The following is a 17,698-nucleotide window of genomic DNA, read 5'->3' on the forward strand; positions in this document are numbered from 1 at the left end:
CGCACCCCCGCGAGGAGCCCATGTCCGACGCCGTGACCGTGCAGGCCACCGACCCGGACGTCGACGCGCTCGACGCCCTGTGCCGGGAACTGGCCGAGGCCGCCGACGCCGTGGGCGAAGCCGCCCGGTACGCCTCCGGCCTCGCGCTCGGCGCCCGTCTGCCCGTCGCCGCCCTCGTCGGGCGCGGCAGCCGCCGGCGCCGGGCGTGGCGGACCCTGCTGCGCACCCTCACCGATCCGGCGGGCCTCGGCTGGGCCCCGCGCGGGCGGGGCGTGGCCCGGGCCGGGTGGTTCGCCGGCATCCTGGCCCGCCGGGAGAGCCTCGCGGTGACCACCGCCGTCTGCGGGCTGAAGGCGCGGATCCGCGCGGCCGGCGCGGGCCGGCCCGATCTGCTCGCGGACCCCGATTGCGCGGCCGTCCTGGCGGCGGTGGCGGAGGACCGGCAGGACGAGGCGGCCCGCGCCTTCCGGAGCATTTTGCGCGAGCGGGGTCCGGCGGAGGCCTTCGCCCTGCTGGCGCCGGCCTTCGCCGACATCCTGGCGTGGCAGGCCCTGACCGACGAGAACCCCTTCAACGACCACGCGGGCTGGCAGGTGGCCACCGGCCGCGCGGAGACCGCGGAGCCGCTGCTCGGCCTCGGCGCCGCCCTGCGCGCCTTCTTCTCCCGCGAGCCCCGCCCGGCCACCCGGCCGGCGCCCGAAACGGGTCCAGGGCCCCGGCGGCCGGGGGCGCCCGACACCACCGGCACCCTCGCCGGGTACGTCCGCAACACGGGCCGCCCCGGGGCGGGGGACACCCTGCTGATCCAGCGGGTGGCGCTCCCCGGGGGCGGTTCCCGGTACGTGGTCCAGCTGGCCGACCGGGACCTGCCGCGGGCCCGGGACGTGTCCCGGACCCTGCGCGCGCTGGTCCCCTCGGGCTCCGCGGTCGTCCTGGTCGGCCGCGGAGCGGGCGCCGTCACCGCCATGGACCTGGCCGCCGACCGGGACTTCACCGCCGTCTACGCGGTCAGCCACCTGTTCGCCGTCGGCGCCCCGGCCGACGCCCGCACTCCCGCCGACCCCCGCACCCGGGTCCACGCGCTGTCCCCGTCGGCCCTCGCCGCGGGGCGGGGCGACGGCGACGGCGCGGGCGCCGCCGTCGCCGGGCGGGTCACCGCCGGCCTGGTGCTCCCGCTCGGCGAGGACGGCCGCCCACGGACCACGAACTCCTGGAGCCACCCGTGAGCGACACCCCGCGGCTGCCCCCGTCCGGCCCGCCCGGCCCGTCCGACGGGCTGCGCAGCCACTGCGCGGCCCTGCGCTCCCACGCCCGCCGGCTGCGGGCCAACGCCGCCGCACTGGACTGGCGGGGCCCCCAGGCCGACGCCTTCCGCGCCGAGGTCACCGCCCTCGCGGACCGCTGCTCCCGGGCCGCGGACGGCTTCGCGCTCGCCGCCGCCCAGCTCGACGGGGTGCACAGGGGCGTCACAGCACGAGTGACAGCAGCAGGACGAAGCCGAGGCCCGTCACCGAGATGATGGTCTCCATCACCGACCAGGTCTTGACGGTCTGTCCGACGCTCATCCCGAAGTACTCCTTCACCAGCCAGAACCCGGCGTCGTTGACATGGCTGAAGAACAGTGAGCCACAGCCGATCGCCAGGACCAGCAGCGCGGTCTCCGTCGTGGACATGCCGGCCGCGAGCGGGGCAACCAGCCCGGCCGCCGAAATGGTGGCCACCGTGGCCGACCCCGTGGCCAGCCGGATCGCCACCGCGATCAGCCAGGCCAGCAGCAGGGCCGGGATGGCCCAGCTCTTGGACAGGTCCAGGATCATCTGACCGACGCCCGCGTCGATCAGGGTCTGCTTGAAGCCGCCGCCGGCGCCCACGATCAGCAGGATGCCGGCGATCGGCGCGAGGGACTTCTCCACCGTCGACGACAGCCGGGCCCGGGTGAACCCGGCCGCCCGGCCGAGGGTGAACATCCCCACCAGCACGGCCGACAGGAGGGCGATCAGCGGGGAGCCGGCGACGTCGGTGACCTTCTGGAGCCCGTTGGCGGGGTCGTCGACGACGATGTCGACCAGGGCCTTGACCAGCATCAGGGCCACCGGCAGCAGCACGGTGAAGACCGTGGCCCCGAAGCGGGGCCGTTGTGCCACCTCGGCCGACGGGCGCTGCGGGACCATGTGCTCGGGGGCCGGTATGTCCACCCAGCGGGCCGCGTAACGGGAGAACAGCGGACCGGCGATGATCACGGTCGGGATCGCGACGAGGACACCGAGCGCGAGCGTGACCCCGAGGTTGGCGTGCAGGGCGTCGATGGCGACCAGCGGGCCGGGGTGCGGCGGGATCAGCCCGTGCATCACCGACAGCCCGGCCAGCGCCGGGATGCCGATGCGCATCAGCGAGTAGTTGCCCCGCTTGGCGACGAGCAGCACCACCGGGATCAGCAGCACGATGCCGACCTCGAAGAAGAGCGGCAGCCCGATCACGGAGGCGATCAGCACCATGGCCCACGGCATGGCCCGGCCCTTGGCGCGGGCCAGGATCGTGTCCACGATCTCGTCCGCGCCGCCGGAGTCCGCCAGCAGCTTCCCGAGGGTCGCGCCGAGCGCGATCAGCACGCCGACGCCCGCGACCGTGGCCCCGAGGCCGGCCGTGAAGCTGGCGATCGTCTTGTTCAGGGGGGCGCCCGCGAAGGACCCGAGGGCCAGTGAACCGACCGTCAGGGCCAGGAAGGCGTGCATCTTCAGGCGGGTGATGAGCAGGACGATGACGGCGATGCCCAGCAGGACCGCGATGCCCAGCTGGGCGTGTCCGGCCGAGGTGATGGGTGCGGGTGCGGCCGCCGCCGCCAGTGTCTCGACGCTGAGACCGGTCACGGTGGGGTTCCTGACTGTGGGGAGGGGTGGGGGGGAGGGGGGGAGGGGTCCGTCAGAGGCGGCGCAGGGCGGCCAGCGCCCGCCCGGTGATCTCCTCGGGGGTACCCGCGACGTCGACGGCGACCCCGTCCTCGTCCGCCCGGAGCGGTTCGAGGGTCGCGAACTGGGAGTCCAGCAGGGTGGCGGGCATGAAGTGGCCGGTGCGCCCGGCCATGCGTTCCCCGATCAGGGCCCGCTCTCCGGTGAGGTGGACGAACAGCGCCCCGGGGGCGGCGGCGCGCAACCGGTCGCGGTATGCGCGCTTGAGGCAGGACGCGGCGACCACGCCGCCGCCCCGGCCCGCCCGCTCACCGATCCACTCGCCGATGGCGTCCAGCCAGGGCCCGCGGTCGGCGTCGTCCAGCGGGGTGCCGGCCGACATCTTCGCGACGTTGGCCGCCGGGTGGAAGGCGTCGCCCTCCGCGTAGGGGAGGCCGAGGGCCTCCGCGAGCAGCCGGCCCACGGTCGTCTTGCCCGTGCCGGCCACGCCCATCACCACAATGACGCGCTGGGAGCTCACGTCGTACCTCGCTGTCCTCGTTGACATCGGCCCGGGAGGGGGGAGGCCCGGGTGGCCCCCACTGAACCTCATTAAGTAGTACTTATTCAAGAGGTCAGCAGTAAAACATCACACCATTGGTTCGCCCGCCCGTCACCGTACGCTTACGCCATGACCACCGAAGGCAGTCCGGGCCCAGGACTCCACAGCCAGGTACTGGACACCCTCGGACTCGCCATCACGGCGGGGGAGGACCCGCCCGGCAGCGTGCTGCGCACCGACGAGATCGCCCTGCGCTTCGACGCCTCGCGCACCGTGGTCCGCGAGGTCGTCCGCGTCCTGGAGTCGATGCAGCTCGTCGAGTCCCGCCGCCGGGTCGGCGTCACGGTCCGCCCCGCCGAGGAATGGAACGTCTACGACCCGCGCGTCATCCGCTGGCGCCTCGCCGGCCGCGACCGGCCGCGCCAGCTGCGCTCGCTGACCGTCCTGCGCTCGGCGGTCGAGCCCGTCGCGGCCGGACTCGCGGCCGCCCGGGCCACCCCCGAGCAGTGCGCCGAGCTCACCGAGGCGGCCCTCGGCATGGTCCGCACCTCGCGCGGCCACCAGCTGGAGGGCTACCTCCACCACGACGTCGCCTTCCACCGCACCGTGCTGAACGCCTCCGGCAACGAGATGTTCGCCCGCCTGGGGGACGTCGTCGCCGAGGTCCTCACCGGCCGCACCCAGCACTCCGTGATGTTCCCCGACCCCGACCCGGCCGCCGTCACCCTCCACGTCCGGGTCGCCGAGGCGGTCCGCGAGGGGGACGCGGCCGCGGCCGAGGCCCTGACCCGGCAGATCGCCCTGGGCGCCCTGGAGGAGCTCGACGTCCTCGCCCCCTGAGCCGGAGCCCGGACCCGCTCCGGGCCGGGCTCCGGCTCCGTCCGGTGCGCGGACCCCGCGCCGTGCGCCACACTGGGCGCGTGCGGGGACATGCCGAGGGCAACGAGGACGCGGCCGCCTCCTTCGTGGGCCGGGACGCCGAACTGGCCGCGCTGCGGGCGGCCCTGACCCGGCGGCGGCTGGTCACCGTGACCGGACCCGGCGGGGTCGGCAAGACCCGGCTGGCCCGGGAGGCCCTGGCGGCGCCCGCCGGACCGGCCGGCGCCTTCCCCGACGGGATCCACTGGGCCGATCTCTCCCCGCTGCCCGGCGACCGGCTGCTGGTGGACACCGTCGCGCACGCGCTCGGCCTCGACGACCACACCCCGCGCACCCTCGCCGAAGCCGTGCGCGCGTGGATCGGGCCGCGCCGGCTGCTCCTCGTACTGGACTCCTGCGAACACCTCGTGGCGCCCGTACGGGTCCTCGTACGCGACCTGCTGGACGCCGCCCCGCACCTCGTCGTGCTGCTGACCAGCCGGGAGCCCCTCGCGCTGGACTCCGAGCACGTCCTGGAGCTCGGACCGGCGCGGGCCGACGACGCCCTCGCCCTCTTCACCGCGCGGGCCGACGCCGTCCGCCCCGGGCAGGCGCCGCCGTGGACGCCGGAGCGGCTGGCCGCCGCCCGGGCGGTCTGCGCCCGGCTCGAAGGGGTCCCCCTCGCGCTGGAACTCGCCGCCGCGCAGTTGACGGACCACACCGTCGAGGAGCTCGCCGACCGGCTCGCCCGCCGGATCGGCCCGCTGCCCGCGGGCCCGTCGTCCGGCGGCCCGGGGGAGCGGCCGCCCCGCCACCGGGCCCTGCGCACCGCCATCGGCTGGAGCCACGAGTGGTGCACCCCCCGGGAGCGCCTCCTGTGGCTGCGGCTCTCGGTCTTCGGGGGCACCTTCGACGGGGCGGCGGCCCGGGCCGTCTGCTCCGCGCCGCCGCTCGACGAAGCGCAGGTGACGCCGCTGCTCGCCTCGCTCGTCGCCAAGTCCGTCGTCCGTCGCACCACCGACGGCACGGGCCACCGGATGCTCGACACCATCCGCGAGTACGGGGCCATGTGGCGCGACGGCGTCGGCGAGGGCGACGCCCTGCGCACCCGGCACGCGGCCCACTTCCTGGAACTGGTGCGCGCCGCCGAGGCGGACTGGCTCGGCTCCGGCCAGCGCGACGCCTACCGCAGGGTCGCCGCCGCCTACGGGGACATCTGCGCGGCCCTCGACCACCTCCTGGCCACCGATCCCACCGCGGCCCTCGAACTCGGCGGCCGCGTCGGCTTCTTCTGGGCCTGCTGCGGCTGCCTGCACGTCGCCCGCTCCTACCTGGAACGGGCCCTGGCCGCGGCCCGCCCCGCCGAGGTGGACACGGCCGGCCGGATGCGCGCCCTGTGGGCCCTCGGAGTGACCCTGCTCCTCCAGGGCGAACACGAGGAGGCCCACCGGATCGCGGTGGCCTGCGAATCCCTGGCCGCACGGGCCGGCGCCGGCCGGGAACCCGCCCTCGACGCCGCCTACCTGCTCGGCATCAGCCACCTGCTGGCGGGCCGCCCGCTGGCCGCCCGGATCGTGGCCGACAATGCCCTGGAGGCCCTGACCGGCACGCCCTTCGACTCGGCGCCCCGGCTGCGCTGCCACCTCGTACGGGTCTTCGCGCTGACCGGCAGCGGCCTGTTCGCCGACGCGCGCGCGGAGGCCGAGCGGCTGCGGGCCGGGTGCGTGGCCCGGCAGGAGTACTGGACGCGGGCCTACGCCGACTACCAGCTGGCCCTGATCAGCCTGTTCGAGGGCCGCCCGGCCGAGTCCGCCGAGCACGCCCGGGCGATGCTGGAGAGCAAGCGGGAACTCGGCGACAGCTTCGGCACCGCCCTCGGCCTCGACCTGCTGGCCGCCGCCCGGGCCGCGAACGGTGACGGGGCGGGCGGCGCGCACGCGTACGGGGCGGGCCACGCCTTCTGGCAGGCGGTCGGCCACCCTCAGCGCGGCACGCCCGAACTGCGCTCCATGCGCGCGGAGTTCGAACGCACGGCCCGCGCCGCACTGGGAGACGAGGCCTACCGGGCCGCCTTCGCCGAGGGTGTCCGGCACGGCCGGGAACTGCGCGGCCGCCCCCACCCCTGCTGACAGGCCGCACCCCTCAGACGGCCCCCACCCCTGCTGACGGCCCTCAGCCCCGCGCGCCGATCACCCCCGCCAGGACCGCCTGGTCGGAGTCCGGCAGCCGCCGCTCGGCGTGCAGCATGCGCAGGGCGCCGGTGAGCCGCTCCCGGTCCTCGGGGCGCCCCAGGTCGGTGAGGTACGGGGGCAGCAGCAGGGCCAGGGAGGCCAGGTCGGCGCGGGCGGCGAGCCGCTCCAGCAGCGGGGCCAGCGGGTCCGGGGCGCCCGGCCCGGGGGCGGTGGCGCGCAGCCCCTCGGCGATGCGCAGCCGCAGCCAGTCCGCGTAGCCGCCCGGCGGCAGCCCGTCCAGGTGCCCGGCGGCGGCCTCGAAGTGGCGCCGTGCCGCGTCCGGTTCGCCGAGCTCCAGGTGGGCGCGGCCCAAAGAGCCGTGGAGGGAGGGGTAGAAGGGGCGCACCCGCTCGTCGCCCACCCGGTCCGCGAGGTCGAGGCAGGTCCGGTTCCAGCGCAGGGTCTCCTCGGGGGTGGGCTGGTGGCGGGCGAGGTAGTGCGCGGCCACGCAGGCCTCGTAGTCGTCGCGGGCGGCGTCCCAGGCCCGCGCGAAGAGCGTGCGGGCGTCGGCGCCGCGCCCTTCGGCCTCGGCGGCCATGCCTTCCGCGCAGAGGCGTACGACGGCGTTGCGGGGGTCCATCGGGATTCCTGTCGTCGGGTGTTCAGGAGTCGGGGAGGGTGACCGGCATGACGAGGGTGGTGAAGCTGCCCTGGTCGGCGGAGCGGACGAGCGCGGGGCGGAGCGTGGCCGGGATCTCCAGCAGTACGTCGGGCCCCACGCTCGCCTCCAGCGCGCCCGCCAGCGCCGCCGGGTCGAAGGCGACCCGCACCGGAGCGGACTCCGCGCACACGGCCGGGAGTTCACTCCCGGCCACCCGCAGCCGGTCGGGCCCCAGCTCCAGCGCCACGGCGGGCTCCTCCCCGCAGGCGCCGAGCACGGCGAGCAGCGCGATGCGGTCCACCACGACCCGGTGCGTGGGCACGGGCTCGGCCTCCAGGGCGGTGAGCATCTCCCGGTAGGCGGGGTAGGTCCCGCCGGACACCGGCAGCTCGCGCGAACCGCCCGGGTGGCGGACGGTCAGGGGCTCGCCCGGCGCCCCCGCCGTCAGGGTGACCTCGGCCGCCCGGGCCGCCCACGCCCCCAGCTCGACCAGGGCCCGGGCCCCGACCAGCAGCCGCCCGGGCGGACCGGTCACGGCGGCGGGCCGCAGGGTGCGCAGCGAGAGCCGGTGGCGGTCGGTGGCGACGAAGCGGACCTCGTCCTCGTCGAACTCCACGAGCACGCAGCCCAGTACGGGGTGCTCCGGATCCCGCCCGGCCGCCGGTGCCACCTGCCGGACGGCGCTCGCCAGCTCCGGCCCCCCGAGGGTGACCTCGGTACGGCGGGGGCCCGCCGGGAGGGTGTCCAGGACGGCCCGGACCGCCGCGTCGGCGGCCCGCCCGGATTCCCGGACCATCCGGCGGTGCCGCTCCAGCACCTGCCGGGCCCGCTCGGGCGGCCCGTCCAGGACGCAGACCACGTCGGGCAGCGCCAGGCCCGCCTCGCGCAGTCCGCGCAGCAGGGTGGCCCGGTCCCGCTGGGACCCGGCGTAGTACCGGTACCCGGTGGCCGGATCGACGTGGGCGGGGAGCAGTACGCGGCAGTCGTCGTAGAAGCGCAGCGCACTCGGCGCGAGCCCGACGAGGCGGCCGAAGGCACTGATGCCCATCAGTTCTGGGGTGGCGTCCATGGCCCCGATGATCGGCCCTCATCCCACTCGAAGGTCAAACGCCGGGGCGTCCAGGACGCCCGTCAGGGGCTCAGCCGGTGGCCGGCGGCGGTCGGGGGGTGGTCTGCTGGACGGCCCAGCCGTTGCCGTCGGGGTCGGTGAAGTACACGAACGACCCCCACGGCATGTCCTGGACCTCCGTCACCTCCACACCCCGCCCGCGCAGGTCCGCGTACGCCTCCTCGATGTCGGCGACGACCACCTGGAGGTTGTCCAGCGACCCCGGGACCATCCGGGTCAGGCCCTTGCCGATGGCGATCGAACAGGCCGATCCGGGCGGGGTCAGCTGGACGAAGCGGATCTCGTCGCTGACGGTGACGTCGTGGTCGGCGTGGAAGCCGAGCCGTTCGTAGAAGGCCTTCGCACGGTCGACGTCGGTGACCGGGACGGCGACCAGTTCGAGCTTGACGTCCATGACGGGCTCCCCTCGTCGGCGGGACGGCCCGGCGCCGGGACGGCGCGCGGGTCCTCGGGCATCATCCGCCCGAGACGGCCGCCGCGCCGTCCGCGAGGGGGCCGGGGCCCTGCGTGTCGCGGGCGGCGAACTGCGTCCGGTACAGCTCCTCGTACCGGCCGCCCGCCGCCAGCAGCTCGTGGTGGGTGCCGCGCTCCACGATCCGGCCCTCCTCCAGGACCAGGATCTGGTCGGCGGCCTGCACCGTCGACAGCCGGTGCGCGATCACCACGGCGGTCCGGCCCGCCAGGGCCTCGGCCAGGGCCTCCTGTACGGCGGCCTCGGAGGTGGAGTCCAGGTGGGCGGTGGCCTCGTCGAGGATCACCACGCGCTGCCGCGCGAGCAGCAGCCGGGCGATGGTCAGCCGCTGGCGTTCACCGCCCGAGAGCCGGTAGCCGCGTTCGCCGACCACCGTGTCCAGCCCGTCGGGCAGCGAGGCGACGAGCCCGTCGAGGCGGGAGCGGCGCAGCGCCTCCCAGATCTCGTCCTCGCCCGCGCCGGGGCGGGCCAGCAGCAGGTTGGCCCGTACCGACTCGTGGAAGAGGTGCCCGTCCTGGGTGACCATGCCGAGGGTCTCGCGGATCGAGTCGGCGGTGAGGTCACGCACGTCGATCCCGCCGAGGCGCACGGCCCCCGCGTCCACGTCGTACAGACGGGGCAGCAACTGGGCGATGGTCGACTTCCCGGCGCCGGAGGAACCGACCAGGGCGACCATCTGGCCCGCTTCGGCCCGGAAGGACACCTCGTGCAGGACCTCCGCGCCGCCCCGGACGTCGAGCGTGGCGACCTCCTCCAGCGACGCCAGCGAGACCTTGTCGGCGGCGGGGTAGCCGAAGGAGACCCCGTCGAACTCCACCGCCACCGGCCCCTCGGGCACCCTGCGGGCATCCGGCTTCTCGGAGATGAGCGGCTCCAGGTCCAGGATCTCGAAGACCCGCTCGAAGCTGACCATGGCGCTCATCACCTCGACGCGGGCCCCCGCGAGCGCGGTCAGCGGGGCGTACAGCCGGGTCAGCAGCAGGGCGAGCGCCACGACGGAGCCCGCCTCCAGCGTCCCGCGCAGCGCGAAGTGGCCGCCGAGGCCGTAGACCAGGGCCAGGGCCAGCGCGGAGACCAGGGTGAGGGCCGTGATGAAGGCCGACTGGGCCATCGCCGTACGGATCCCGATGTCCCGCACCCGGGCCGCGCGGGCCGCGAACTCGGCCGACTCGTCGGCGGGCCGCCCGAACAGCTTGACCAGGGTGGCGCCGGGGGCGGAGAAACGTTCGGTCATCTGGGTGCCCATCGCGGCGTTCAGCGCCGACGCCTCCCGCTGCATCCCTGCCATCCTGGCCCCCATCCGGCGGGCCGGCAGCACGAACACCGGCAGCAGCACCAGGGCCAGCAGGGTGATCTGCCAGGAGATGGTCAGCATCACCCCCAGCGTCAGCAGCAGGGTCACGGTGTTGGCGACCACCCCGGACAGGGTGTTGCTGAAGGCCCGCTGCGCGCCGATCACGTCGTTGTTGAGCCGGCTGACGAGCGCGCCCGTCCGGGTCCGGGTGAAGAAGGCCACCGGCATCCGCTGGACGTGGTCGAAGACCGCCGTCCGCAGATCGAGGATCAGCCCCTCACCGAGGGTGGAGGACAGCTTGCGGGTCAGCAGGCCGAGCCCCGCGTCGGCGACGGCGATCACGGCGATGAGCAGCGCGAGCCGGGTGACGGTCCCGTCGTCGCCGCGCCGGACGATCGCGTCCACGATCCTGCTGGCCAGCAACGGCGTGGCCACCGCGAGGAGCGCGCCCACCACGCTGAGGACCAGGAAGAAGGTGAGGCCGCGGCGGTGCGGCCGGGCGAAGGCGGCGATCCGGCGCAGGCTCGCTCGTGAGAGGGGCCGCCGGTCCTGCTGGGCGTTGATCGCACTGTGCAGCGAGTGCCATGCGGTGACTTCCATGTCCATGGGGCCCACGCTAGAACCTCAACCGGGCTCCAGGTCAAGGAACCTCTGATCAACGGTCCGCACGGCGGCCAACTCCGGCGGAGGTCAAGGATGTTGCCAACCCCCGTGCCGGACCGCCGCCCGGTGGCATCATCGGGGAATGACGCAGGCACCGCCCTCCGCCCGCCCGGAACGACCCGCCGTCGACACCGTCTTGGAACGCTTCGAGCAACTGGCCCGCGACACCCCCGGGGCCGCCGCCGTCCTCCACAACCCCGGGGATCCGACCGGCGGGGCTCCCGGCCGGGACCCCGGCCGCGATCCCGACCGCGATCCCGGCCCCGGCCCCGGCCCCTCCCGTGACGGCGCCCCGCACGGTCTGCTCTCCTACGGCGAACTCGACGCCCGCGCCAACCGGCTGGCCCACCACCTGCTCGACGGGGCCCTGCCCCCCGGCGGCCTCGTCGCCATCGGCCTCCCCGCCTCCCGGCCCGAACTCCTCGTCTGCGTCCTCGCCGCCCTCAAGGCCGGCGGGACGTACGCCCTCGTCGACGCGGCCGCCCCGCGCACCGGCCGCCGTCAGCTCGCCGCCCTCCCCCCGTACGTCCTGCTCACCGACGCCGCCCACCAGGTCGCCCTCGACGTGCCCGAGGGGCAGGCCGTCGTCCGCCTCGGCGCCGAGGCCGCGCGGATCGCCGGCCGTCCCGCCACCGCCCCCGCCCGCCACCCCGGGGCCCGCGACGCCGCCGTGCTGTTCACCGGCGCGGCCGACCCGCGCCCCGTCCGCGTCGGCCACGCGCTGCTCCTCGCCGCGTACGGGGCCTGGGCCGAGCTGGCCCGGCTGACACCGGCGGACCGCCACCTGTTCACCTGCGGCCCCGACGTCACCGCCTTCGCCGCGGGCTGGACCCGCGCCCTGTGCTCCGGCGGCTCCCTCGTCCTGCCCGGCCGATCCGGCGCCGGCCCCCGGGACCTCCTCGACACCGCCCTGGAGGCGCGGGCCACCGTCCTGCACACCGACCCGGCGACCGCCGCCGGCCTGCTGCTCAGCGACGCGGGCACCGGGCCCCTGATCCCCGCCCCGCGCCGGGCCCCCGAACCCGGCCTCGCCACCCTGAGGCTGCTCACCGTCACCGGCGACCGGCTCTACCTCGACGAACACAGCGCCCTCCAGGACCGGTTGCGCCCCGGCGCCCGCGTGCTGAACATCTACGCCCCCACCGAAACCGCAGGCGCCGGCATCTCGTTCGAACTCCCGCAACTCCAGGGCCCCTTGGACGACCCCGAACGGATCTCCCTGCTCGGCACCCCCTTCCCCGGCTTCCGCGCCGACCCGCGCGACGGAGAACTCCACCTCACCCCGCCCGGCGGCGCCGCCGTCCCCACCGGCGACCTGGCCGTCCTGCGCCCCGACGGGCTGCTGGAGTTCGGCGGACGGCTGCGCGACCGGATCACCCTCGACGACGGCACCCGCCTCGACCCGCACACCGTCGAATCCGAGATCCGCACCCACCCGGCCTTCGGCGCGGCGGTCGTCACCCGGGTCAGCTCCGGCTCCCGCTCCCGGCTCGTCGCCTACGTCTCCCCGCCCCCCGCCGACCCGCTGTGGCGGGGCGCCGGGCAGGATGCCCGGCCGGAGGCGGTGCGCGCGCACCTGGCGGGGAAGGCGGCCCCCGCCGCGACCCCGCGCCACGTGGTCCGGCTGCGCGCCCTGCCGCGCACCCGGGCCGGTCAGGAGGACCGGGCGGCGCTCCCGCGGCCCCCGGAGCAGGACCCGCCCGGCCCGGCCGGGGCAAGGCGCGGCGGCAAGGGCGCCACGGCCCCGGCGGGACCGATGCCGCGCGGCTGCGCCGCGGGCTGCGCCGCCCTGCCGCTGTTCGTGGCCGCCATGGTGCTCACCCCGGTGCTGTGGCCCGGCTCCACCGACCTCACCGGGGTGCCCGGCCCGTGGGCGTTCCTCTTCTTCGTCCTCTACGTGTGCGAAAGCGCCGCCTTCGCCGCCGGGGTGCTGTTCCTGTTCGGCGGCCGGGCGCGGATGGCCGGGCAGGGGCGCGGCCGGGCCCTGACCGCGGCCGCCCACCTGTCGGTGGCGTACCTGCTGATCGCCTGGTGGCCGCAGGACAACCTCTACCGCCTGGCGGCCCGGCACGACTGGCCCCGTCAGGCCGCCCTCGTCTACGCCTTCAACGTCCCCCTGATGTTCGCGGGCCTGATCGTGGCCCGCTACCTGCTCCGCGCGCCCCGCTCACCCTTCGACTTCGACGACTGACGCCCGCCCGCGCCGGCCCGCGCCGGTGAAGTCCGCGCAGTCCCCGAAGCCCCCGAAGTCCGCGCCGGCCGCCCGCGCCCCCGCCCGTACCAGCGCCTCGGCCGCCTCCAGCCCCGCCGCGTCCCGCGCGGCCACCATCACCCCGAGCCAGGGCGCCGGGTCGAACGCCCCGGTGACGATGGCCGGGAGGAACACCGCCCCCGCCGCGGCGCACGCCGCCGCCAGATCCGCGCACAGCTGGTCCAGCGGGGCCTCCGGCAGCCTGGCGCCCAGCTCCACCCGGTCCACGATCCGTACGAGGTGCCCCGCGCCCCGCAGCTCGTCCAGCCGGGCCGCCACCATGAACGCCGCCGACGGCCCGGTGAGCCGCAGGTTGACCTCGGTCGGCGCGAGCCGCCCCGCGCCGTCGGCGACGAAGTCCACGTCGAACCAGCCCCGGTAGCCCGACCCCGCCAGCTCCCGCCCCACCGCCGCCCCGAACGCCCGCAGCGGCCCGGCCAGCGCGGCGGGCACCACCCCCGGCCCCACCGTCGCCCCGCGGTAGGCGCCGTCCGCCACCTCCATGACCGCCGCCCCGACCTCGTACGGGCGGCCGTCCCCGGTCACGAAGCCGTCGTACGTCAGATCGCGCGGGCCGTGCGCCGGATCCGGTACGTACTCCTCGACGAGCAGCGGCCCGCGCGGCAGCCCCCGCAGTACGGCCCGCGCCCCGCCCGCCGCCCGGACCCGCTCCGGCGTCAGCACGGTCGTGCCCGAACCCCCGACGCCGTACTCCGACTTGAGGACGGTCGCCCGTCCCGCCCGGGCCCGCTCCGCCAGCAGCCGGGCGGCCGCCCGCCGGGTCGCCGCCCGCCCCTGCGCGGGGAGCGTGATCCCCGGGTGCCCGCCCCGCGCGAGGATCCCGGCGAACAGTGCGTGCGCCGCCGACTTCGACTCGTAGCGCAGCTCGCGCGGCCGCCACTCCAGCCCGGCGAGCCGCCCGTAGGGCCGCGTCCGCCCCCACGGGACGAGGGGCAGCCCGCGCCCCGCCACCCGCGCGGCGAGCGCCGGCCGGGCCAGCACCGCCTCGGACAGGCCCGGAGCGTGCTCGGCGAGGCCGTCGTACACCTCCAACCCGGGCCCCCAGTCCAACTGCCGCCCCACCAGCCGGATCCAGCCCGGCGGCACCGGCCGGGGCAGCACGAGTGCGGCCGGGCGGGGGCTGTAGAAGGCGGCGAGGCAGGCGTAGTCGTGGGCGGTCCGGTACGCGCGGTCCAGCGAGGCGTCGGCGAACTGGGCGTTGAACTCCGCGACGTTGCCCACGTGCACCGCCGGGGCCCCGCCCGTCCAGGCCCGGGCCCAGCGGGCCAGGGGGACCGGCGCCACCTCGAAGCGCACCAGCCCCGCGGGCCCCCCGGCCGAGGCCGCCGCGCCCATCGCCCGGTAGAACCCCGCCGCGTACGGATCGGAGTCGATCAGCAGCCGTCGCACCCCGAGCGCGACGGCCCGGCGCAGGGCGTCCCGGTACAGCAGCCGCCCGATGCCCCGGCCGATGACGGACGGTTCCACGAACAGCAACCCGAGCCGCGCGACGCCCCCGCCGGGGGCGCTCGCGCCGCGCCCGTCCGCTCCGGGCTCCGGGAGCTCCAGGGAGGCCAGGCCGAGGACGCGGCCCCCGGGGTTTTCGGCCACCACGACCCGCCGGGCCGTGAGTTCCCCGTCGCGCAGGGCCAGCTCCGGCGCGCATCCGGCGAGGAACTCCGCGTCGTACCCCCAGTACGCCTTGGATCGCATGACCAGCGCGGTCAGCGCCCGGGCCTCGCCGTGCCGCGCGGCCCTGACCTTTGCCATTTCCTGACCTCCCCATGGTCCGGGGCCGGGCCGTGCGATAGATTCGGCCTCCCCACCACACGTGCTCGGCACATCCCTATCCCACCCACGCCCAGACAGGCTTCTCAATGAGCGACATCGTCAACGGACTTGGCCGTACGAGCGCGTACGGCGCCCTCGGCCTCGTACTGCTGATCCTCGGCCTCGTCCTGGTGGACGTGCTGACGCCCGGGAAGCTCCCCAAGCAGATCTGGGAGGAGCGCAACCGCAACGCGGCGCTCCTGCTCAGCTCCGCGCTCCTCGGCATCGGCGGCATCGTCTTCACCTCGATCTGGACGACGTACGACGACTTCGGCAAGGGACTGCTGTCCACCGCGGCGTTCGGGCTGCTGGGCCTGGTCCTGATGGCCGTCGCCTTCCTGGTGCTGGACCTGGTGACCCCGGGCAAGCTCGGTGCCATCGTCGTCGACCCCGAGCCGCACCCGGCCGTCTGGGTCACGGCCTCCTGCAACCTCGCCGTCGCCGCGATCGTGGCGGCCTCCATCGCCTGACCCCGGTCCCCGCGTCACGGCACGACGGCACGACGAGAGCGCCGCTCCCCCTCGGGAGCGGCGCTCTCGTCGTCACCGCAGGCCCGGCCGGGATCCCGCCCCGGCCGCCCCGGCGCTGGCGCTACGCCAGCCCCAGCGCGAACACCCCGAACCCCGCCGCCAGCAGCCCCGCCACGGCCTTGCGCACCGCCGGAATCCCACGGCCTCCCGGCACGGGCGCCTCGAACCGGCGGGCGTAGCGGGCGATGCCGACCAGCAGCAGGGCGAACACCGGCATCCACGCCACCCGCCCCAGGAGCCACACCAGCGTGTCGGGCGCCGTCGTCAGCCCGGTCACCGGGCCGGCGAACGAGGCGGGCACGGCCGCGGCCAGCATGGCGCTCTGGTGCCAGCACAGGATCGTCATCGCGCTCAGGTTGACCACCACCACCGGCGCCCACAGCGCCGGCCGCGCCAGCAGCCGCGCCAGCCGGTCCCGCAGCAGCATCGCCGCCCCCGACTGGGCCGAGGCCAGTGCCAGCACCAGCAGTGACGGCGGGTGCGAGTTGGTCCGGGCCTCGCCCGGCACCCCGACCATCGACGCCGGGTAGTGGAACACCAGCAGCAGGGCCGCGAACAGCACGCCCCCGCCCACCAGCAGCAGCCACGCCCCGCGCCGCCCGATGCGCCGCTCGCCCCAGCTCACGCCGAGCTGGTACGCGAACATCCAGCCCGGCAGCACGTTGAGCACCGACAGCCAGGACGGCACCGCGTCCGCGAGCGGCCCGTAGCGCAGGAGGTCCACCACGGCGACCGAGACCAGCAGCGGCGCCGCCGCCCACCCGCCGAGCCGCCGGGCGGCCCGCACGCAGTACGGGGTCAGCGCCGTCACCACCGCGTACACGCCGACGAACCAGAGCGGCTGGATCACCAGCGTGGCCCCGGTCCGCAGCGTGGCCTCCGGCACCCCGGCCACGTACAGCACCGGCGCCGCCAGCGCCCACACCGCCGTCACCCCGAGCACCGGCCGCCCCAGCCGGACCATCCGCCCCTTGAGCCACGCCGCTGTCGTGCCGGGGCGGCGGTGGAAGGAGAGCACCGAGGCGTACCCGCCGACGAGGAAGAAGATGCCGAGCATCTGGAGCACCCAGCTCGCCGGGGCCAGGGCGCCGAACGCGGACAGCGGACTGGCGTTGTGCAGGCCGCCCTCCGGGTCGAGGGTGAACCCGCCGAGCAGCCAGTGCCCCGTCGGCACCGCCAGCAGTGCGAGGGCGCGCAGCCCGTCGACGGCCCGGTCACGGTGGGCGGGGGTCTTGCGGTCGATCGTTTCGACGGCCCTGCTCATCCGGCTGGTCAGGCTCATCGGACGTCTCCCTCCGCGATGGCGGTGAAGGCCGCGAGCGACCGGGTGCCGGGGGCGAAGTAGCCGGTGTGGCCCTGTACGTCCGCGGCGGGGACGCGGCGGGCGCCGAAGGCCGGGGAGGTGGGGTCGGCGCCGTGCCCGATCCCGGCGAACTCGACGTTCGGGACGTTGGCGATCCAGTCCGAGGGCCCGCGGGCCGCCCAGACGCGGGCACCCGTACGCAGGTCCGCCGCGCTGTCCGCGCGCATGCCGGGGGAGCCGAAGACCACGATGTCGGTGGCGTCGGTGTGCCGGGCCGCGAGCCCGCACACCACCGAGCCGTAGCTGTGGCAGAACAGCACCGGGTCGGGCACCCCGATCGCGTCGAGTCCGGCGGTGAAGCGGGCCAGCCGCACGGCGCCCGCCTGCGCGAGCCGGCCGTCCGCGGCGTCCAGGCCGACCCCGACCGGCGTCGTGTACCCCGTCCAGGCGATGACCGCCGTACCGCCGCCGGCCGCCGCCTCCAGCGCCCGGGCCATCCCGGCCGGGCCGGTGGCGGGCTTGCGCGGGGCGTCGTGGGAGGCGGCGTCGTTGTCGGACCCCGGCACGATCACCGACACGTGCGCCGCGTGCTCCAGGTCCCCGAACACCTCGGCCACCTGGCCCCGCCCGCGCGGGTCGAACGCCAGGATCCGCCGGCCCGGGAGGGCGAGGGAGGCGTACCGGGCCTCACCGGTGGCGAGCACCGCCAGCCGGTTGGCCTCGTAGCGCAGCGCGAGCGGCGCCCCGTCGAGGTTGCCGGCCACCAGGGGGTGGTTCCGTACGAGTTCCCGCCGGGCGGACTCGTCCAGCCCGGCGAAGAACCGCGCGACCTCGCGCGGCCCGGCGCCGGCGGGATCGGGCAGCGCCCGCCCGCCCGCCGAGTCGGCCCGCCAGGCGGCGGCCCCCGGCGGCGGCCCGGTCACCGCCTGCTGGGCATCGCCGGAAGCCCACCCGGCGGTCCCCGCGACGACGCCCCCCGCGAGCACGACCGCGGCCATCGTCCTTCCGAAGCGGCGCATGCCCCTTCTCCTCTCCTCGTGACGAGGAGGAAGGTAAGAAGGAGACACCCGCGGCCACGTCCCACCGGGG

The 17,698-nt window shown here is 76.3% G+C and carries 15 protein-coding genes; 6 read left to right on the top strand and 9 right to left on the bottom strand.

Annotation, left to right across the window (positions count from 1 at the left end):
• Window positions 1–20: 20 nt before the first annotated feature.
• Together ACFYYT_RS13945 and ACFYYT_RS13950 are read left to right on the top strand one after the other, a co-directional pair.
• Window positions 21–1,226 carry a hypothetical protein gene (locus tag ACFYYT_RS13945; protein ID WP_351828241.1) on the top strand — a complete coding sequence of 402 codons (1,206 nt, stop codon included), beginning with the start codon at window positions 21–23 and terminating at the stop codon, window positions 1,224–1,226.
• On the top strand, window positions 1,223–1,519 hold the full coding sequence (locus ACFYYT_RS13950; protein WP_351828244.1) for a hypothetical protein: 297 nt from the start codon (window positions 1,223–1,225) through the stop codon (window positions 1,517–1,519). The genes ACFYYT_RS13945 and ACFYYT_RS13950 overlap by 4 nt, the downstream gene beginning before the upstream one ends.
• Here ACFYYT_RS13950 and ACFYYT_RS13955 read toward each other — a convergent pair.
• Both ACFYYT_RS13955 and ACFYYT_RS13960 read right to left on the bottom strand, forming a co-directional pair.
• A complete protein-coding gene (locus ACFYYT_RS13955) occupies window positions 1,467–2,867 on the bottom strand; it encodes a gluconate:H+ symporter (protein WP_351828246.1) in 1,401 nt (466 codons plus the stop codon). The two genes, ACFYYT_RS13950 and ACFYYT_RS13955, sit on opposite strands and share 53 nt — an antisense overlap.
• A gap of 52 nt (window positions 2,868–2,919) precedes the next feature.
• Window positions 2,920–3,453 (bottom strand): gluconokinase, encoded by a 534-nt coding sequence (locus ACFYYT_RS13960; protein ID WP_388607900.1) that lies wholly within the window; start codon window positions 3,451–3,453, stop codon window positions 2,920–2,922.
• A 123-nt stretch (window positions 3,454–3,576) separates the two neighbouring features.
• Between ACFYYT_RS13960 and ACFYYT_RS13965 the strand changes: the two genes are divergently transcribed.
• A complete protein-coding gene (locus tag ACFYYT_RS13965) occupies window positions 3,577–4,287 on the top strand; it encodes an FCD domain-containing protein (protein ID WP_351828252.1) in 711 nt (236 codons plus the stop codon).
• Between the two features lie 80 nt (window positions 4,288–4,367).
• The gene (locus ACFYYT_RS13970; protein WP_351828255.1) at window positions 4,368–6,434 is read left to right on the top strand and encodes an NB-ARC domain-containing protein; all 2,067 of its coding nucleotides are present in this window, start codon (window positions 4,368–4,370) and stop codon (window positions 6,432–6,434) included.
• Window positions 6,435–6,477: 43 nt separating this feature from the next.
• Here the strand turns inward: ACFYYT_RS13970 and ACFYYT_RS13975 are convergent, their stop codons facing one another.
• The 4 genes from ACFYYT_RS13975 to ACFYYT_RS13990 form a co-directional block, all read right to left on the bottom strand.
• Window positions 6,478–7,116: a hypothetical protein gene (locus ACFYYT_RS13975; protein WP_351828257.1), complete on the bottom strand. Its 639-nt coding sequence runs from the start codon at window positions 7,114–7,116 to the stop codon at window positions 6,478–6,480.
• Between the two features lie 22 nt (window positions 7,117–7,138).
• Entirely contained in the window at window positions 7,139–8,206 is a 1,068-nt protein-coding gene (locus ACFYYT_RS13980; RefSeq protein WP_351828260.1) for a MerR family transcriptional regulator, read from the bottom strand.
• 70 nt (window positions 8,207–8,276) lie between these two features.
• Window positions 8,277–8,660, bottom strand: a complete 384-nt coding sequence (locus ACFYYT_RS13985) for a VOC family protein (protein ID WP_351828263.1) — start codon at window positions 8,658–8,660, stop codon at window positions 8,277–8,279.
• Between the two features lie 61 nt (window positions 8,661–8,721).
• Window positions 8,722–10,638 carry an ABC transporter ATP-binding protein gene (locus tag ACFYYT_RS13990; protein WP_351828265.1) on the bottom strand — a complete coding sequence of 639 codons (1,917 nt, stop codon included), beginning with the start codon at window positions 10,636–10,638 and terminating at the stop codon, window positions 8,722–8,724.
• Window positions 10,639–10,777: 139 nt separating this feature from the next.
• Here ACFYYT_RS13990 and ACFYYT_RS13995 point away from each other — a divergent pair, with 139 nt between their 5' ends.
• Window positions 10,778–12,886 carry an AMP-binding protein gene (locus ACFYYT_RS13995; protein ID WP_351828268.1) on the top strand — a complete coding sequence of 703 codons (2,109 nt, stop codon included), beginning with the start codon at window positions 10,778–10,780 and terminating at the stop codon, window positions 12,884–12,886.
• On the opposite strand, the gene ACFYYT_RS14000 is transcribed toward ACFYYT_RS13995, so the two are convergent.
• Window positions 12,863–14,716, bottom strand: a complete 1,854-nt coding sequence (locus ACFYYT_RS14000) for a GNAT family N-acetyltransferase (protein WP_351828271.1) — start codon at window positions 14,714–14,716, stop codon at window positions 12,863–12,865. The two genes, ACFYYT_RS13995 and ACFYYT_RS14000, sit on opposite strands and share 24 nt — an antisense overlap.
• A 107-nt stretch (window positions 14,717–14,823) precedes the next feature.
• Between ACFYYT_RS14000 and ACFYYT_RS14005 the strand changes: the two genes are divergently transcribed.
• Window positions 14,824–15,246 (top strand): DUF350 domain-containing protein, encoded by a 423-nt coding sequence (locus tag ACFYYT_RS14005; RefSeq protein WP_351828274.1) that lies wholly within the window; start codon window positions 14,824–14,826, stop codon window positions 15,244–15,246.
• Window positions 15,247–15,367: 121 nt separating this feature from the next.
• Here the strand turns inward: ACFYYT_RS14005 and ACFYYT_RS14010 are convergent, their stop codons facing one another.
• Together ACFYYT_RS14010 and ACFYYT_RS14015 are read right to left on the bottom strand one after the other, a co-directional pair.
• Window positions 15,368–16,588: an acyltransferase gene (locus tag ACFYYT_RS14010; protein WP_351828277.1), complete on the bottom strand. Its 1,221-nt coding sequence runs from the start codon at window positions 16,586–16,588 to the stop codon at window positions 15,368–15,370.
• Window positions 16,585–17,628 carry an alpha/beta hydrolase gene (locus tag ACFYYT_RS14015; protein ID WP_351828280.1) on the bottom strand — a complete coding sequence of 348 codons (1,044 nt, stop codon included), beginning with the start codon at window positions 17,626–17,628 and terminating at the stop codon, window positions 16,585–16,587. The genes ACFYYT_RS14010 and ACFYYT_RS14015 overlap by 4 nt, the downstream gene beginning before the upstream one ends.
• Between the last annotated feature and the right edge of the window lie 70 nt (window positions 17,629–17,698).

This window comes from Streptomyces sp. NPDC002032 (genome assembly GCF_042890765.1).
Lineage (GTDB): Bacteria > Actinomycetota > Actinomycetes > Streptomycetales > Streptomycetaceae > Streptomyces.

What these genes read in the sequence shown, in the direction of transcription:
- ACFYYT_RS13945 (WP_351828241.1), top strand. Translation starts at nt 21, where the DNA reads ATGTCCGACGCCGTGACCGTGCAGGCCACCGACCCGGACGTCGACGCG.
- ACFYYT_RS13980 (WP_351828260.1), bottom strand. Translation starts at nt 8,206, where the DNA reads ATGGACGCCACCCCAGAACTGATGGGCATCAGTGCCTTCGGCCGCCTC.
- ACFYYT_RS14015 (WP_351828280.1), bottom strand. Translation starts at nt 17,628, where the DNA reads ATGCGCCGCTTCGGAAGGACGATGGCCGCGGTCGTGCTCGCGGGGGGC.
- ACFYYT_RS13985 (WP_351828263.1), bottom strand. Translation starts at nt 8,660, where the DNA reads ATGGACGTCAAGCTCGAACTGGTCGCCGTCCCGGTCACCGACGTCGAC.
- ACFYYT_RS13965 (WP_351828252.1), top strand. Translation starts at nt 3,577, where the DNA reads ATGACCACCGAAGGCAGTCCGGGCCCAGGACTCCACAGCCAGGTACTG.
- ACFYYT_RS13995 (WP_351828268.1), top strand. Translation starts at nt 10,778, where the DNA reads ATGACGCAGGCACCGCCCTCCGCCCGCCCGGAACGACCCGCCGTCGAC.
- ACFYYT_RS14000 (WP_351828271.1), bottom strand. Translation starts at nt 14,716, where the DNA reads ATGGCAAAGGTCAGGGCCGCGCGGCACGGCGAGGCCCGGGCGCTGACC.
- ACFYYT_RS13975 (WP_351828257.1), bottom strand. Translation starts at nt 7,116, where the DNA reads ATGGACCCCCGCAACGCCGTCGTACGCCTCTGCGCGGAAGGCATGGCC.
- ACFYYT_RS14010 (WP_351828277.1), bottom strand. Translation starts at nt 16,588, where the DNA reads ATGAGCCTGACCAGCCGGATGAGCAGGGCCGTCGAAACGATCGACCGC.
- ACFYYT_RS13960 (WP_388607900.1), bottom strand. Translation starts at nt 3,453, where the DNA reads ATGTCAACGAGGACAGCGAGGTACGACGTGAGCTCCCAGCGCGTCATT.
- ACFYYT_RS13990 (WP_351828265.1), bottom strand. Translation starts at nt 10,638, where the DNA reads ATGGACATGGAAGTCACCGCATGGCACTCGCTGCACAGTGCGATCAAC.
- ACFYYT_RS14005 (WP_351828274.1), top strand. Translation starts at nt 14,824, where the DNA reads ATGAGCGACATCGTCAACGGACTTGGCCGTACGAGCGCGTACGGCGCC.